Source organism: Membranihabitans marinus (assembly GCF_021729155.1).
Lineage (GTDB): Bacteria > Bacteroidota > Bacteroidia > Chitinophagales > Saprospiraceae > Membranihabitans > Membranihabitans marinus.
Window position 1 is genome coordinate 1 of sequence record NZ_JAJQYA010000037.1, and the last position, 16,970, is coordinate 16,970.

Annotated in this window: 8 protein-coding genes and 1 pseudogene; all 9 read left to right on the forward strand. The window is 37.2% G+C overall.

Annotated elements, in window-relative coordinates; genetic code table 11:
- Positions 1-366 (forward strand): annotated as a pseudogene (locus LVD51_RS17105) (hypothetical protein); the annotation flags it as partial.
- 37 nt (positions 367-403) lie between these two features.
- Positions 404-1,612, forward strand: coding sequence for an exo-alpha-sialidase (locus tag LVD51_RS17110; RefSeq protein WP_236972585.1), 1,209 nt, complete (start codon positions 404-406; stop codon positions 1,610-1,612).
- 686 nt (positions 1,613-2,298) lie between these two features.
- Positions 2,299-2,883 (forward strand): RNA polymerase sigma factor, encoded by a 585-nt coding sequence (locus LVD51_RS17115; protein WP_236972586.1) that lies wholly within the window; start codon positions 2,299-2,301, stop codon positions 2,881-2,883.
- 110 nt (positions 2,884-2,993) lie between these two features.
- A complete protein-coding gene (locus LVD51_RS17120) occupies positions 2,994-3,989 on the forward strand; it encodes a FecR family protein (RefSeq protein WP_236972587.1) in 996 nt (331 codons plus the stop codon).
- A gap of 83 nt (positions 3,990-4,072) precedes the next feature.
- The gene (locus LVD51_RS17125; RefSeq protein WP_236972588.1) at positions 4,073-7,708 is read left to right on the forward strand and encodes a SusC/RagA family TonB-linked outer membrane protein; all 3,636 of its coding nucleotides are present in this window, start codon (positions 4,073-4,075) and stop codon (positions 7,706-7,708) included.
- Positions 7,709-7,728: 20 nt separating this feature from the next.
- Positions 7,729-9,432: a RagB/SusD family nutrient uptake outer membrane protein gene (locus LVD51_RS17130; protein WP_236972589.1), complete on the forward strand. Its 1,704-nt coding sequence runs from the start codon at positions 7,729-7,731 to the stop codon at positions 9,430-9,432.
- A gap of 375 nt (positions 9,433-9,807) precedes the next feature.
- Entirely contained in the window at positions 9,808-11,244 is a 1,437-nt protein-coding gene (locus LVD51_RS17135) for a neutral/alkaline non-lysosomal ceramidase N-terminal domain-containing protein (RefSeq protein ID WP_236972590.1), read from the forward strand.
- Positions 11,245-11,721: 477 nt separating this feature from the next.
- Positions 11,722-15,012: a glycosyl hydrolase 115 family protein gene (locus LVD51_RS17140; protein WP_236972591.1), complete on the forward strand. Its 3,291-nt coding sequence runs from the start codon at positions 11,722-11,724 to the stop codon at positions 15,010-15,012.
- Between the two features lie 378 nt (positions 15,013-15,390).
- Positions 15,391-16,956, forward strand: a complete 1,566-nt coding sequence (locus tag LVD51_RS17145) for a glycoside hydrolase family 88 protein (RefSeq protein ID WP_236972592.1) — start codon at positions 15,391-15,393, stop codon at positions 16,954-16,956.
- The last annotated feature ends 14 nt before the right edge of the window (positions 16,957-16,970 follow it).

Below are 16,970 nucleotides of genomic sequence, written 5' to 3' on the forward strand. Positions count from 1 at the left end.
ATAGTTGGTTATGAGTTGGATGACAATATGAATATTGATGGTGTGTCATTGGTGAGTCAGTTTAATGGTGAATCAGGGCAGGAAATGGAGGGTGAACGAGATATGTTTTGGTATTACCCTCATTATGCACCACAAGGAAATTCACCAGGAGGATCGATTATTTCAGGTGATTATAAGTATATCGAGTTTTTTGATCCGATTAAAAATGAGTTGTATAATATTAAGTTAGATCCAAGTGAACAACGGGATTTGTCTAATGATATGCCCGAAAAAATTATTGAATTGAGTGGTAAATTCAACAAATGGATTCATGATGTATGTCCGATTCTACATACTGTCAATCCTAATTATACCAAATCGAACTAAATTAATTTATTATCAATTTTTATAAATTGAACTTTATATGAATAACCCAATAAAATACTCTATGGATCTTAAGCTAATAAATATTAAAAGAGGAGCGAGTATAATTTTTCTTTTAGTTTTTGCTTCGTGTAGCGCTAGATTAAAGGATGATAACAAAATTGCTGAAAGAAAAATAGAGCATGGTATTGTTTACTATGAGGAAGGTAGATTTGCGGGTTGGCCTGCAAATAATGGAATGTGGAATTGGGGGAATGAAATTTTAGTAGGGTTTGTGGTTTCAAATCATAAAGAAACGGATAAAACACATACATATGATAATAAAGCCGCAAGAAATATGTATGCTAGAAGTAAGGATGGAGGTAATAGTTGGACATTAGAGAATCCTTTTGAGAATGGGCAAAAAGGAATCGCTTATGATAATTTTTTATCTAAAGAGGAAGCTGTAGATCCAACTATCTTAAGTTCTAATATGCCTGACTTTACAGATCCTAATTTTATAATTACATTTTATAGGCACAACAATAGTGATGGCCCTACACAATTTTACTTTTCAAAAAATAAAGGAAAGTGGTGGAATGGTCCCTATTGGTTTCCCAATTTAGGAACAAATGGGGTAGCTAGTCGAACAGATTATATTGTAAATGGAGAAAATGATCTTTTTGCTTTTCTTACAGTAGCTAAATCAAATAATAGAGAAGGTAGAGTAGTATTATCTCAAACAAAAGATGGAGGATTAAATTGGGATCTGGTTTCTTGGATAGGATCAGAACCGGATAAATTTGAAATAATGTCGTCAAGTGTACGATTATCCGCAAAAGAATTATTAACCGTTATAAGAAAAAGAAATATAAATAATAAAAGTTGTTTATCAAGTTACCTTTCAAAAGATAATGGTCAAACTTGGGAAAAACTTAAAAATCCTGTTGAGGATACTGGAAATGGAGGGTCCCCACCTGCATTGGTGAAAATGAAAGATGGTCGGTTGGCATTAGCGTATATTTACAGAAGTAATGAAGGATCTCGAGTGAACGTCAAATTTAGTGGTGACAATGGAAGATCTTGGAGTAAAGAAATAGTCTTGCGACAGGGTGATGGGGCTACACGAGATGTAGGATATCCCAGAATGATTCAAAGACCTGATGGAAAATTATTATTGACGTATTATTGGAATAATGCACTGAAGAAACCAGATGCTCCATATCGATACATAGCAAGTACTCTTTTTGATCCCATGATTGAAGATTAAATGGTTTAGAATCTAAAGTTTTATTTTGAGTCGATTTTAAGCTTTGTATAGATTTATTTCCTAAATGGTAATTAATAGAAATCCAATTTGAGAATAAACTTTTTTTTAACGAAAAACTAGAATTTTGAGATCAGCTATTAACAGGAGTGGGACTTTTTTAGTCGTTGAGCTTATGATTTTAGATTAAAAGCATACTTTCTTTGATTATATGTGGATATATATGATGGTTGTTTTTTGTGAAAGGTAATTAAAAACTTGACAGTTGAATATTTATTAATTTTAAGTCTTGTCCTATCTCTGTTTTCTGATACTAAAATTTTTGTATATCAAGACGTGAATTTAATAGTTTAGATAAACGACAGATTATATTATTGGCTTTTCCGAGTTTCTCAGATCTTAATATTCAATTGCGTTTTAGACATGGAAGGATTAAAATGTGTATTGCTCAACATCATCTTTTTCTTTTCAATGTTCTCATGAGAAGATTTCTTTTCTTAGGGTAGATTGAACCAGTTGGTAGAACTAAAAGTGTTGACCATTGATATTTTGTTTAAAAGTTAAATTGTTAATTTTTTATCTTTCAAATATAGTCCTAGGGTAAATAGCATTTTATTTTCTTTAAATAATTGTTATTTTTATCGAAATTACGGCATAGTTTTAATTAACAAGTCGATTAACCTTGGATAATGAAGAGAAAAATAAAGTATCAAGACCTGTCCGATCAGGACTTGCTTGCCAAGATGCAAGCTGATGATGCTTTGGCTTTTAACTGTATCTATGAACGCTATTGGGATGCCATGTACGGGAAAGCTTTTCAACGATTACAGGACAATGCTTCCAGTAAGGATGCAGTGCAAAATGTATTTATCGACCTCTGGTCAAGGCGTAAAAAATCAAATATCACTAATCTTCGATCCTATTTATATGGAGCCATTCGGTTTCAAGTCTTTAAACAAATCGATACTTCTCGAAAATTCGATACCTTCTTCGAGGTTTTCGAAGATATGATGGTCTCACCCATTCAGACCGATGGAGAAATCATTCGAGACGATTTGGCCCACCTCCTAGTCCTTTGGGTAGAAACCCTTCCCCAAAAACGCAGAGAAATTTTTGTGATGCATTATCAACGCCAACTTTCGGTTGCAGAAATCGCTGATGAGTTGAAAATCACCCAAAAAACAGTGTACAATCAATTGAATACCAGTATTAAAGAGCTGCAATGGAATTTGGCAAAATTCATTGGAATAATACTCTTTATTGTGTTTTTTTGACGACAAAAACCCGCGCTTCTAAACTTTACAGTAAATTAATTTTAAAAAATATGACTTTCTCTTGGGAATAATTAGGGAGATGTCGTACTCCTTATTGACAAAGATAAAGTATGACTAATATATCCAATAGAGAAGAATTTCAGAAGTTAATCAATAAGTACGTCCAAGGGATAGCTACTGCAGAGGAAATTAATTTTCTAGAGGAATATTATACTCAATTCGATGACAAGAGCAAGGGCTTGTCTCATCTTTCTGATCTTCAAAAAAAGGAATTAAAAGATGAAATGAGGGGTGTGATTCATCGCTCAATTACAAAGGATAATACCATACAGAGAAAACTAAATATTTTTAAAATTGCAGCAGCTGTAACAGTGCTCATTCTTTCTACACTGTTTCTTCTGCGAGGACCTTCTTCAGAAGATATAGTGGGAATAGAGGAGACTACAGTAAGTAATGATTTAGTATACGTTGAGACGACTTCAGCAGAAAAACATATCTATCTATCTGACGGTAGTTATGTGCTCTTAAGCCCAGGGAGTAGTTTGACCTATATAGAGAATTTTGATTCCAATATTCGTGAAATAGAATTGGTTGGTGAAGCATTCTTTGATATTTACAGAGATACCTTACGACCTTTTATTGTCCATAGCAATGGTGTGGAGACCGAAGTCTTGGGGACGGCCTTTAGCATTTCATCCTACAGTAAAACAGATTCATTTCGCCTTGTAGTATCCCATGGGAAAGTACAGGTATCGGCTGATGAAGTGAGTTTGGGCATATTAGAGAAACAAGATGAAATGATATTGAATAGAGCCAATGGTGAGGTTTTGCGTAGAAAGATTGAAGATGAAAAAATAGCCCATATAGAACCAGAAGAATTTGTAATGGATGATATGGAAATTGCTAAGGCCATCGATATAATTGCCAAGCGCTGGGATTGTTGGGTAGAGTTGGAGAGTCAAGCACTCGGACAATGTCGGTTTACTACCTCATTTATGCGAGGGGATAGTTTGGAAGAGATTATGGCGGTAATATCAGGAGTAGTGGGTGCGGAGTATAGGATAGAAGGGAATGTAGTATATCTAAAAGGTAATGGATGTAATTAAAAAAAAGGCATCAAGGGTGGAGCCAAGATGCCTGGATAATTTAAATAGTATAGGATAATTTAACCATTTAAACACTCAAAATTATGAAAAATTTATTTCCGACAGGGAATAATAGGTGGACTATTTTTGCGCCACCTATAAACCAAATTGGCTTTTGGATGAAAGTGAGTATGACTGCGATCTTATTATTTGCGTTTTGCCTTCAATTTTTGACGGCACATACCGGATATAGTCAAGGTTTAAAAGACGAAATAATTAATCTGGAAGTCAAAGACCAAGCCTTGGTCGAAGTATTTCAACAGATCGAAAAGCAGACGGATTTTAGATTTGCCTACAATGTGGCTTCTTTGAACAAGTATCAGGTCAGTCTAGAATCTGGTAAGCGCTCTTTGGAAGAGACCTTAAATCTATTGCTCAAGGACAAGCCGTTGAAATACAAGGTGGTCAAGGACAAATTTATTGTCTTGAGCTCTATTCCTACTGTTGAAAGATTACCATCGGTCAATTTGCTTAATAGGAATAATAGTATTAGCCTTCTTGCTAAGAAATTAGCTATCAATATTTCCGGTATCGTTACCAATGATGCAGGAGAACCTTTGATTGGGGTAAATGTATTGGTTCAAGGAACGGATAAAGGGACGGCGACAGATTTTGATGGTCGATTCGTTTTAAATGATCTCGACGAACAGGCCGTGTTATTGGTTTCTTATATCGGATATCAAACTCAGGAAATTCCATTAAATGGAAGACGGAACCTGACCATTACCTTGACAGAGGATTCACAAACTTTGGACGAACTCGTTGTCGTTGGTTATGGAACACAAAAGAAAGTGAATTTGACGGGGGCAGTAGAAGTTATTTCTGATGATCAAATCGTCGATCGTCCCGCTACTACGGTTTCGCAAATCTTACAAGGACAGTCTCCGGGATTGAGCTTGGAAACCGGAAGTGATGGATATGAACCAGGTGCTAAATTAAACGTGAGTGTTCGGGGAATCGGTTCTTTAAATGGAGGAAGCCCTTATGTGTTAATCGATGGATTTCCCGGAGATATGGATTTATTGAATCCTGAAGATGTTGAGTCCATTTCGGTATTAAAAGATGCAGCAGCTTCTGCCATCTATGGTGCACGAGCACCTTACGGGGTGATTTTAATCACTACAAAAAGTGGTAAAAGAGATCAACCAATTTCATTCACTTATTCCAATAATATTGCCATCAGTGAATCTAATAGTACTTTCGATCAATTAGACTCTTATACTTTCGCTAGGTATATGAATGAGGCTGGAGACAATTGGGGTGGACGTTCGTATACCAATGATGTTGTCGATCGTATTATTGCCTATCAAAATAAAGATTGGGATTATTTAAGTCAATTCGTTCCCGATGGAGCTACTCATTTTGAAACGGTTGCCGGTCCTGATGGAAGATGGGCTAGAGGAAATTCAGCTCATGCGGATTACGATTGGATGGATGAAATTTATGGTTTTGGATTTAATCAAAGACATAATATTTCGGTAAAAGGAGGGTCGGATAAAGCTACCTATTATTTATCTGGAGGATTTCAAGACCAAAATGGGGTGTTAAATTATGGTACCGATACCTATAAGCGTTTTAATATTATGGGGAAAATTAATGCCAAGGTCACCGATTGGATGGATTTTCGGTATGAAACAAGGTTCGTAAAAAGTCCACGAGAGAAATTTAATGGAGGTCTTTATTATCCCAATAACAGTACCTACACTTCAACCTTCCGTCAGATTAGTCGACAACTACCTACTCAAGGGTATTACGATCCCTTTGGAAATTTGAATGGTACATTTACTGTGGACTTGGATCAGGGAGGTACCAATCTTTATGAAACAACAGAAAATTGGCAGACATTAGCCACTGAAATTAGACCTTTAAAAGGATGGAAAATAAATGCTGATTTTGCTTATCAAAATACTGGAGTAGAAGGAACGGTAACCAAATATACCATGTATCGATTTGACGTAGAAGGAAATAAGTATCCTACTTTTAGTTCCTCTAATCAGATTGGTCGATCAAAAAGTACACAAAACTATTGGGTTTCCAATGTATATACTTCTTATGATTTAAGTATTCTAGATAAACATAACTTTTTTGTAATGGCAGGGATGCAGTACGAATACAATAAGTATAGTTATCTGGATGCTAGTAAGCTAAACCTTATTGTGCAGGAAATTCCTTCTTTAGAGACAGCTACAGGAGATCCTATTGCCTATGAAAGTCTGTATGATTGGTCTACACAAGGGTATTTTTCTCGATTTATTTATAATTATGATGAAAAGTACTTGTTCGAAGCCAATGTTCGATATGATGGGACTTCTCGATTCAAAGATGGAAACAGATCTGGTTTCTTCCCTTCTTTCTCTATGGGATGGAATATAGATAAAGAGCCATTCTGGAAGAATATAGAAAATGTGGTTAATACATTTAAAATTAGGGGATCTTGGGGCCAATTGGGTAATCAACAAGTGGGATTATATAGCGATTTAGCTTTAATACCTTTAGAAACTGGAAAATTAGATTGGATCTTTGATCAGGGGAGTAACAGACCTATTGGATATACCTCTATACCTCGTTTGGTAAGCCCTAGTCTGACTTGGGAAACAGCCACCACAACCAATGTGGGGATTAATTCAACCTTCTTTGATTCTAAGCTTAACTTTGATTTCGACGTTTTTGAAAGAACAACGGAAAATATGATAGGTCCATCTGAACCGGTACCTGGTTTACTTGGAACCAATGTGCCTCAGTCTAATAATGCCAAGCTTCAGTCGCGAGGATGGGAACTTTCACTGCGATATGCCCAGACGGTTCAAGGAAAAGATTTTGATTGGTTTGTGTCCTTTAATTTAAGTGATGTAAAAACCAAGGTAACAGAGTATTTAAATCCTTCGGGATTGATTTCTAGTTGGTACCCTGGTAAGGAGGTCGGTGAGATTTGGGGATACCAAGCTAAAGATTTATTTCAAACAGCGGAAGAGGTTCAAGCCTATACCGAAGATGTAAATCTTTCCTTTATTTTTAATAGTTGGGTGCCTGGAGATGTAAAATATTTGGATTCTAACGGAGATGGCGCTGTTAATAGTGGTGCTAATACCATCGATAACCCTGGGGATTTAAGTATTATTGGGAATAATACACCTAGGTTTTTGTATGGCTTAAGTGGGGGTGTAAATTATAAAGGATTTGATTTGTCTCTTATGTTTAGAGGGGTAGGAAAAAGAGATTATTTCTTTAATGATGCGAGTACAAACATCCGATTTTGGGGTCTACAGCGTCTGCCTTTTACTGCTCTTTCCCCTCAACATCTTGATTACTTTAGAGATCAACCAGGAGATAAATATGCAGGATTGTACGAAGGTGATGCCAATATTAATTTGGACGCTTATTGGCCTAGACCCTATGCAGAAGTCAATCAGAATGGCAAGAATAGAAAGCCTTCCACTAAATACTTAGTCAATGCAGCTTATTTGAGATTACAAAATGTACAATTAGGGTATGAAATTGATAAAAATCTTTTAGAAAAGGTTAAAATCAAAAAGCTCAGAATTTACGTTGCCGGTGAAAACTTATTTACTAAATCATCCATGTTGGATGGAATTGATCCATCTGCTATTGGAGTCTATGGAGCTGGCCTTACATATGGTTCAGACAAAGTTTATTCTGTCGGTGTTAATCTATCTTGGTAAATCTTTAATCTAATACAACTATGTTATATCGAAATAATATTTTATATCTACTTATATTTTTTATAATTACATCCTGTAGCGATGATTTTTTAGATCGTCCTCCCTTGGATAAAATTGGGACTGATTCCTATTGGAGAACCAGTAATGATTTAGAGAATTATGTTATCCAATTTTATGGTATTTTGCCTACTCACTTAGGTTATGATAATGCCATTGGCTATGAGATTAGGAATTCGGATAATCTTATTTACATCGCTCCCAATAATGAAATGAATGGAACGCGGGGGGCATCGAGTGGAAGATGGACCAACGACTGGTCAGAAATAAGAGGGGTGAATATCTTTTTTGACAATTACCAGAAATGTGAAGACGATTTTGAGAATTACAAACAATACCTGGGCGAGGCTCATTTCTTCCGTGCTTGGTTTTATTTTGAATTGGTAAAGAAATACGGGGATCTCCCTTGGGTGAATACTGAGCTTTTTCCCGAATCAGTGGAGGAACTGTTGCAGAGTCGTCAACCGAGAACTGTCGTAGTGGATTCAATTCTTGCCGATCTTGAAAAAGCAAAGGAATATCTTCCATTATTATCAGAAGGTTCAAATTTAAGATTGAATAAAGAAACGGCACTTGCTTTTATATCAAGAATTGCCTTGTATGAAGGAAGTTGGCAAAAATACCATGCTGGTACTGATTTTGCGACTTCGGGTGCAGATCCCAACAAGTATTTTCAGGCAAGTGTCACCGCAGCAGAAGAATTGATGAATGGAAACTATTCTGTCGGACTGTTTTCAGATTACTATGAATCATTTGGTCAAGATGATATGTCTGATAATGAAGAAATCTTTTTTCATCGGGCTTATAATTTGTCAGATGGTTTTGGAAATGATGTTCAATATGCTACGATTACCAATCCTGTAGGGAATGGGATTACTTGGTCTATGGTTTCTTCTTACTTAAATAAAAGTGGTCAACCTTTTGATTATTTGGAAGCTTCCAAAACATTAAAGGGGAATGCATTCCTGTCTCATCTTGAAGATCAAGTTGATCCGAGATTTTTTGCAACTATCTGGACTCCTGGCGCCTTGATGATTGATGAAGACCAACGTTTTTTTGATAAACCTTTTCTCGATCAAGTATCTTTAAATCATAACCCTACTGGTTTCCAACTTAAAAAGTTTTCTAATCCAAGTTCCATAGGAGCTGGAAAAGGAGGAGCGTTTAGTGGGGAAACTGGGTATATATTCTTTAGACATGGTGAAGTTTTGTTGAATTATGCGGAGAGTTTATATGAATTGAAGGGTGAAGTAGCTTATGAAGCACTCAATCAATTAAGACTGAGAGCAGGGATGCCTGAGTTTAAAATTATTCCTCAAGATCAAGATCCCAACTTGGAAGAGTATGGCTATTCTATTTCTGATGCTCTGTATGAAATAAGAAGAGAGCGAAAGATTGAATTGGCTTATGAAGGTTTTAGAGCAAATGATTATAAGCGATGGGCTGCTCATGCTTTATTTAAAAATAAAAGACCCAAAGGTTATCCCTTTGATCAATCAGAATTTCCAAATCTCAATGTTTTATTAGATGAGAATGGTTTGATTGATTATTTTCAAGAGGCTATGCCCAATGGTTATCAGTTTAGAGAAAATCAGGATTATTTAAATTCTATTCCACTTGAGGAATTGACCTTAAATCCTAGTTTTACACAAAATCCAGGTTGGTAAAATTTTGAAACAAGCTTTTTTATAATAATACTTGCTTACTACAATACATATTAATAAATAGCCAATGGCAGTAACTAAAAATAAATTACCATAGATTATAGACCATAGAATCAGCCCATGGACAAAGGCAATGATTCTATGGTCAATCTAATATTTTCATTACCTATTGACCAGTAATTACATTCAAGGTTAGCTATTTATGGATAAAATTACTGATGCCATGCTATATTAAACAGGAAAATTTTATTTCAATTGTATTTTCAGGCATTGAAAAGTTTTCATCTTACAACAACCACGAAGTCGATAGCGTGGTTGTTTTTTAATATATTAATGTTTTTTTTGGAAAGTGATAAAGTGAGTTAATAATTTAAGCCGATGAAAAATTTATTAAGCGTAATTATCGTATTGATTTTAGGAATTCAACCTATCCTAGCCCAGAATCAACAACTGTTAGCTGGTGCTTCATTTAGTAATATTACACCAGATTTGGGAGAGCCTTTAGCTGGCGGCTGGAGCTCCACACCGACCGACTATGTTCACGATCAACTATATGCTAAATCCTTAATACTAAATGATGGTTCGACTACTTTGGTCATGGTTATCGTAGACAATGTCAGTTTGAATCGCGAAGTGTACGATGCGGCCAAAGCGATGATTGAGAATAAATTGGGAATCCCCAAAGAGAATATTTTAATGGCATCGACCCATACTCATTCAGCGACTAATGCCGATAAGCCGGGTAAGAGAAATGGATGGTCGGTGGGTGAAATGCTGGAAGGCTACCAAAGAACGGTGGTTAAGAGAATAGCTGATGGGGTCAAAGTAGCTTATGCTAATTTGGAACCTGCCAAAATAGCATGGGGCAGTGTGGATATTCCAGATCATGTATTTAATAGAAGGTGGATCATGAAAGAACCTGTAATTAATCCTTTTGGCGAAATGGATAAGGTGAAAATGAATCCTGGAAGACAAAACCCTAATGCATTGAAACCGGCAGGTCCTGTAGATCCAGAGGTTTCATTTGTCGCAGTAGAGGCATTGTCTGGACGGCCCTTGGCAGTACTTAGTAATTATTCTTTGCATTATGTGGGTGGAGTACCTAAAGGCCATATATCCGCGGATTACTTTGGTGAATTTGGCAGAAGTATGGAGTCTTTATTGCAAGCTCACAATCAGTTTCCTCCCTTTGTGGGCATGATGTCCAATGGAACGAGTGCCGATATAAATAACAACAACTATGCAGAAAAAGCAGAAAAATATGAACCTTATGTGAAAATGAAAATGGTGGCCGATGATGTCGCCAATAAAGTCTTCCGTGAATATAAGAAATTGAAGTTTCAAACCCATGTTGATTTAGGAGTTCAAACCTCAGAATTGAAATTGGAAATTAGACGAATGGATGAGGATATGAAATCCTGGATGAAGGCGGTGGAAAAGAAATCCAATAAGGACAAACCTGTTTTTCACAAGTCAGAAGACAATTTTGTAAATCGAGTCAAAATGTTAGAAGCTGAATGGCCAGATACCATTGCTGTAGTCATTCAAGCATTGAAAATCGGGGATTTGGGCATTGCCGCTGTTCCGTTTGAGATGTTCGCAGAAGCGGGCTTGGAAATTAAAGAAAAAAGCCCTTTTGAAGATACTTTTACCATCGGTTTGGCCAACGGAGGATACGGATACTTGCCCACGGCAGAACAACACGAGTTGGGTGGGTATGAAACTTGGTTGACCATTAATCGAGTAGAGAAAACTGCCTCTCAAAAAATAATAGATGAGCTGATGAGATTAATGCAAGAGAACCTAGATCGATAATTTGTTTCGTAATAGAAACCAGAAGTTTGGAATATTCAATGTCTTGAACAAGACTTGTTGAAAAATTAAAGAAGAGACTTTTGAAAGTATTGTCGGTATGACTGCCTTTGGAGAAGGATAGTTCGGGATAGTATACTTCTGGGAATTAAACTGGAAGGTCAAAAATTGATTTTGAAAGTTTAAGGAGTCAAATTCATGTTTCCCTCACTTAATTTTTTAGGCCGAGGGCTGGATTTTATCATATTCTATAGAATTTATTCGGCATATGGCCGGAATCATCCTTTATCCTTATTGTGTGCAATGAGACATCATGTAGCCTAGGAGGCCAAAATGGAGGGTGAATGAAAAAGGATCTTTACTAAAGATTTTTAAAGTGCATATGGTGTAAATAGTGAAAAATATAAAAGAGATAGTACTGAAGTATTATCTATTACTGACAAAAAAATATAAGAATTGAAATCTATAAATTTAATATTAATGTTTAGGTCGGTGAGGGTAACCTTGCCTTATCTCGTGATGATTTTGATATTCTTTACTTCCTCGAAAGTATATGGATCATCTACCTCTATGGATCAGGATACTACCTTATTTGAATTGGTAAAAGGGACGACACCAGCTTATATCGTACTTGCGGAGGATGAACAGCCTGGAGTTATGGCTGCAGCGCTGGATCTTCAACGTGATATTACAAAAATATCTGGGGTGACGCCCAATATTGTACACTCATTGAATCAAGCGGGGCCTCATTGTGTTGTTATCGGAAGTGCTGACAATCCGAAGGGGAAGAGTTTATTGGAATCAGTGGGGATGAAGGTCAATGATTTGGAAGGGAAATGGGAGGTATTTAAATACCAAATATTGGACAATGTCAAAGGAAAGGAGAAAGTGCTGGCCATTGCGGGCAGCAATTTAAGGGGCACTATTTTTGGAATTTATGACTTTGAGCATAAGCATTTAGGCGTAGATCCACTTTGGTTTTGGGCGGATAATGAACCTCCTCGTCAAGGTCAATTGGTATTTGATTCCAGTATTAATTATAACTCATTAAAAGAGCCTACTTGGAAATACAGAGGGTGGACTTTAAATGATCATCCCCAATTGATCGAATGGATGCAGACCGGTATCGTCCAGAGAGCACGGTATGGTCGCTATATGTTTGCCATACATCCCGAAGTATTTGATCGAATCTACGAGGCAGCCTTGAGATTGAAAATGAATATGTTTACTTGGTATTTTATCGATATCGACTGGAAACCGGATTGGCAGCAATTGGAGCGACAAGTGGATCGCGGGTTATTTTTAACCCAACATCAAATGGAAGGTTTGGGGGCCGATGCTGGTTTTTGGGATCACTATTGGGATAATCACAATCCAGAGGGCAAGCCAGATCAATTTTCCTATATAAAATACCCCGAAAAATTTAAAGAATTTTGGTCGTATTACATTACTCGATTGTCTGAATTTTCACCTAATGTGGTTTGGGAATTGAATCAGCGAGGATGGGCAGATGCACAATATTACGATCCCGCTTTACCCAATGGAGGTACGCGGAAGCAGAGAGGGCAATTGGTGAGTGAAATAATCACAGAACAAGCCAAATTGGTTAGAAAAATTGACCCCAACCCCGATCTAGAAATGATGACGACCCTCTATCATGAAATGGGGGATTATTACGATTCGGGATGGATTAATCTACCCAAAGATGTAACCACAGGATTTGCTGATGATGGAATGAATGGCATGTCTTATTCCGACAAATTTTGGACGGAAAAGCGTGATCCCAATCGAAAATACGGACAATATTTTCACACCAATTATTTTGGAGGAGGACCTCAAATCGCAAAAGCGACACCATTGGATACTTATATTAAAGTTAATATGGATGCCATGTATGAGCGCGGAGATACACAACACATGTTGTTGGCGATGAATGTTTTGCGACCCCAGCAAATGGAGTTGAGAGGTATAGCTGAGATGCTTTGGGATTATCCTGGATTTGATTATGAAGAATATCTTTTAAAATACTGTCGAGAAGAATTTGGCGAAGAGGCAAGTGCTCGAGTGGCGAATCTTTATCGTGAATATTATGATAAATATCCACATAAAATGCGCAATGATGGGTATAAAGAATATCCATACTATTATAAAGTCATGGAATCGCTGTTTAATACCATTGCCAATTTAATAAATATTGAGGCGGGCTCAACGGATGGGTTGATATTTGATAAATATTACAATCGAGAGAAATATCAAGAGGGCATAGTAGAAATGAAAAAAGTTCTTGACCATGCCTGGGAAATTCGCCCATCGATTCCCGACCATAGAAAATACTTTTTTGATTATGAATTTATTGATGCGATTCGATTGATTAGGGGTATATATAAACTTACGGTGAATACAGAAGATGCTATTAATTATCTTAAAGAAGGAAATCGATCTGCCGCTCTTTCATCATTAAACGATGCCAAACATTTGGTTGATGAAATGTATGATGCTTTCGAAAATCAAAAATCGACAGATAAATGGAAGTACTGGTTTCGAAGTGGGACGAATAAAGATTTTTACCTTTTGTATAATATGTATCAGAAGGCGCGGTTGAGTTTAGAAGTTGAGACCATGAATGCTGTGACGGAGATATCGCCCCAGCGCCGACCATATAGAGGAAATGTCGTGATGCACGATGTGACCAAAGCAGGAGACGCTGTTTATGAGGCACAGGGGGATCGATTAAATAGAAGTCAATGGGATGGTGCGAAATATTCGATAATTGATTTTCCTTTGACTAAAGCCTTTCAGATAACTGGTGTTCAGGGATTGTATGGGAAGGAAAAATGGTTAGAAATAGGGACGGATTATGGAAGTCATTATGGTTTCAATCTCAGATCCAAAGCAAAGGTTTATGTGGCTTATCAAAAAGGGGAAGATTTAACTTGGCTAAAAGATATGGGCTTTAAACCCACCGGACAATCTATGACTGTAGGGGAATGGGGTTGGCCTTATCGCTATCAGAATCGACCCTCAGATTCACTCTATGTATTGCAACTCTATGCTAAAGATTTTGAATCGGGGCCAGTGGTTCTCGGTAAAAATCCTGAGAGTAAAGATTTACTCCCTTACATAGTCTTTGTCCAGCCTTCGTTAATCATGTATGAGAATTTTAGAGATACTGAAATTGGTGAACAACCCAGTAATTGGATGATAGAAGAATCAACAGGCCGAGCGGAAGTGGTAGATATTGTAGAATACGATGGTGAAATGCGGCCGACAGTTTTTGATATAACGACTGTGCCAAGATATCAGACTTTAGATTTAAGAGGGCTGAAATTAGAGTCGAGTACTGAGGAAGGTTGCGGTGCAAAATATTTCTTTGAAGAAATGGTGAATGGCGATTTTGTTTTAGATGTCAGATTAAAGACGGGGCAAATCGATCATTTATCTGAAATAATTTTATTGAATCAAGATGAAAAACCTAACACAAGCATTCAATTTGATAATAGGGGCAAAATAGTCATGTTGTCGCCTGATGGCAAGAAGGTAGAACTGAGTTCTTATCGAGCGAATGAATGGTATAATATCAAACTACGAGTACAGTCAAGTCGTGGAAAGTTTTGGGTGGAAGTACAGGATGGAGACCTTCAACAATCTAAATCTGAGATCATGAATTTCAATCCTCGAAAGGGAGGTATGAAAGGCATTCAATTAAACCATTCTAAAGGAAGGGATGGAGCATGGATTCTCTACAATGGATTGAGTGGTTATGTGGAGTAATACGAATTACATTTATAATTAACGGAAATCTTTCGATTTATTGTAGAGACGCAATGATTGGGGCCAGTACGAAAGCTATGCCTGTCTAGCCATTCGCGAGCAAAGTGGCAATTCGCTACCGAATTGAAGTGTAATCTCGCCTCGGCATGGTAGCCTCGGTTTCTTCACCAAAGGTCGATTTACGACCTTTGATTGCCCTAAAGGGCAACTGCGTTCAGTCATTCAAAATCTTTTCCGTCATCATAAAATGTAAATCGTATAATACGAATAAATTTTTTGAAATAACTATGGGGAATTTGGTGTAATATAGTGGCTGACGAATCCTCCCCTAAAATTATTTGAATATTGATTTGCCATTTTTCATAATATATTAAAGCTATGAAACGAAGAGATTTTATTTTAAAAACGGCTATGACGGCAACTGCTTTTTCTCCCATTCTAAATTCGGCCTTTATAACAATGAAATTACATGGTTCAAATATCGAGGGTAAGGAAAATAGTAGGGAGAATGGAGATGGCTATCAATATATTTTTCCAACCGTTGAAAACAGACGGGACAGACCCATTCCAGCTGGTAAACGGTTGCCCTTTAATTGGGAGGCAATAACCATTCCTGCTAAATCAAGTAAAAAAAGTCCGATTTTAAAGTGGAGTTCCAATATTGAAACCCATAAAACATGCAGCCTTCGGTTTTCTGTAGCCATTGATGTAAGAGAGGAGAAACAAATCGATGTTGTCTTAGCGGAGTCTGGTAAAACCATAGCTTCTTTTGATGTTCGATTTGCACCGGTCAATCAAGTTCAAAGTGTTTTGATTGAGAGCCAATATCTGCCTGACCTTTTTAGCCAAGGTGTTCAATTGCGAATGACAAAGGGGGAAAAGCCCTTGTGGATATTATCCCCCGATAGTCAAATTAATGGCGATGCTCGGGGATTGCTCCCTCACCTAATGATACCGGGTGAAATGAATGATGCGAAGCAATCTTTTTATGATCGTCTATTTTCCCTAGATTCTATTCAGCAATTTGGATGGATGGAAGGTTGTGTCTTAGATGCGCTTTGGGATCTTAGGGAAATAGAAAAGTATAAAGAACGGGCGGATAAAGCTCTGCAGGTTCATTTAAATCATTTTTTACCCGATGAAAATTTATTGTATGAAAATCCACGAAGTGAAAGCTCAGACAATAAGATTTATGGGGTAGAATGTACCTTGCCTTTTAGTGTGATTACCAGAGAGAGGTCAGGTCATCCGTCAGTGAAATTAACTCAAGCATATTGGACAGAAAAGTATAGTCGAGTAGTCAATGACCCATCCAATGATAATTATACAGCAGAAGGATCTTATACGGTGGCTTTTCCCATGATGGTCATTGGAATGAGTCAAAACGATTCATTTCTAATCGATTTATCATTGGAGCAATTGAGGTTGCGGAAGCAGTTTTTAAAATACAATGGCGCTGTTTATCTCCGGTATTTTGGGGATGGACGACGCACATTCCGAAACTGGGCGAGAGGAATCGCATGGTATATGCTGGGATTGGTAAGAACGCTTATCCTTCTCGAGCCTCACCAACGCCCCAATGATTTAGTGGAGGAATTGGCAGAGATAAGTGAATGGGCAATGAGTTATCAAATGTCTACGGGATTGTGGCGATGTTTTGTAGATGAGAGGGAGGTTAGATATGATACTTCTGGATCTGCAGGGATAGCTGCGGCTCTCGCCTTGGGTGCAAAGTATGGAATGCTACCTTCAGAAGCTAGGTTGTCTGCCCAGGCTACATTGAATGCATTATTAGATCATTTGACCGATGATGGTTTTTTGACTGGCGTCGCTCAATCCAATAGGGATGGAGAGCGATTGCAAAGAGATGATTACCGGGTGATATTTCAGATGGGGATGGGATTAATGGGGCAATTAATGGCAGCATTGGAAAGGACAGATTAAATCGTTTATAAAAA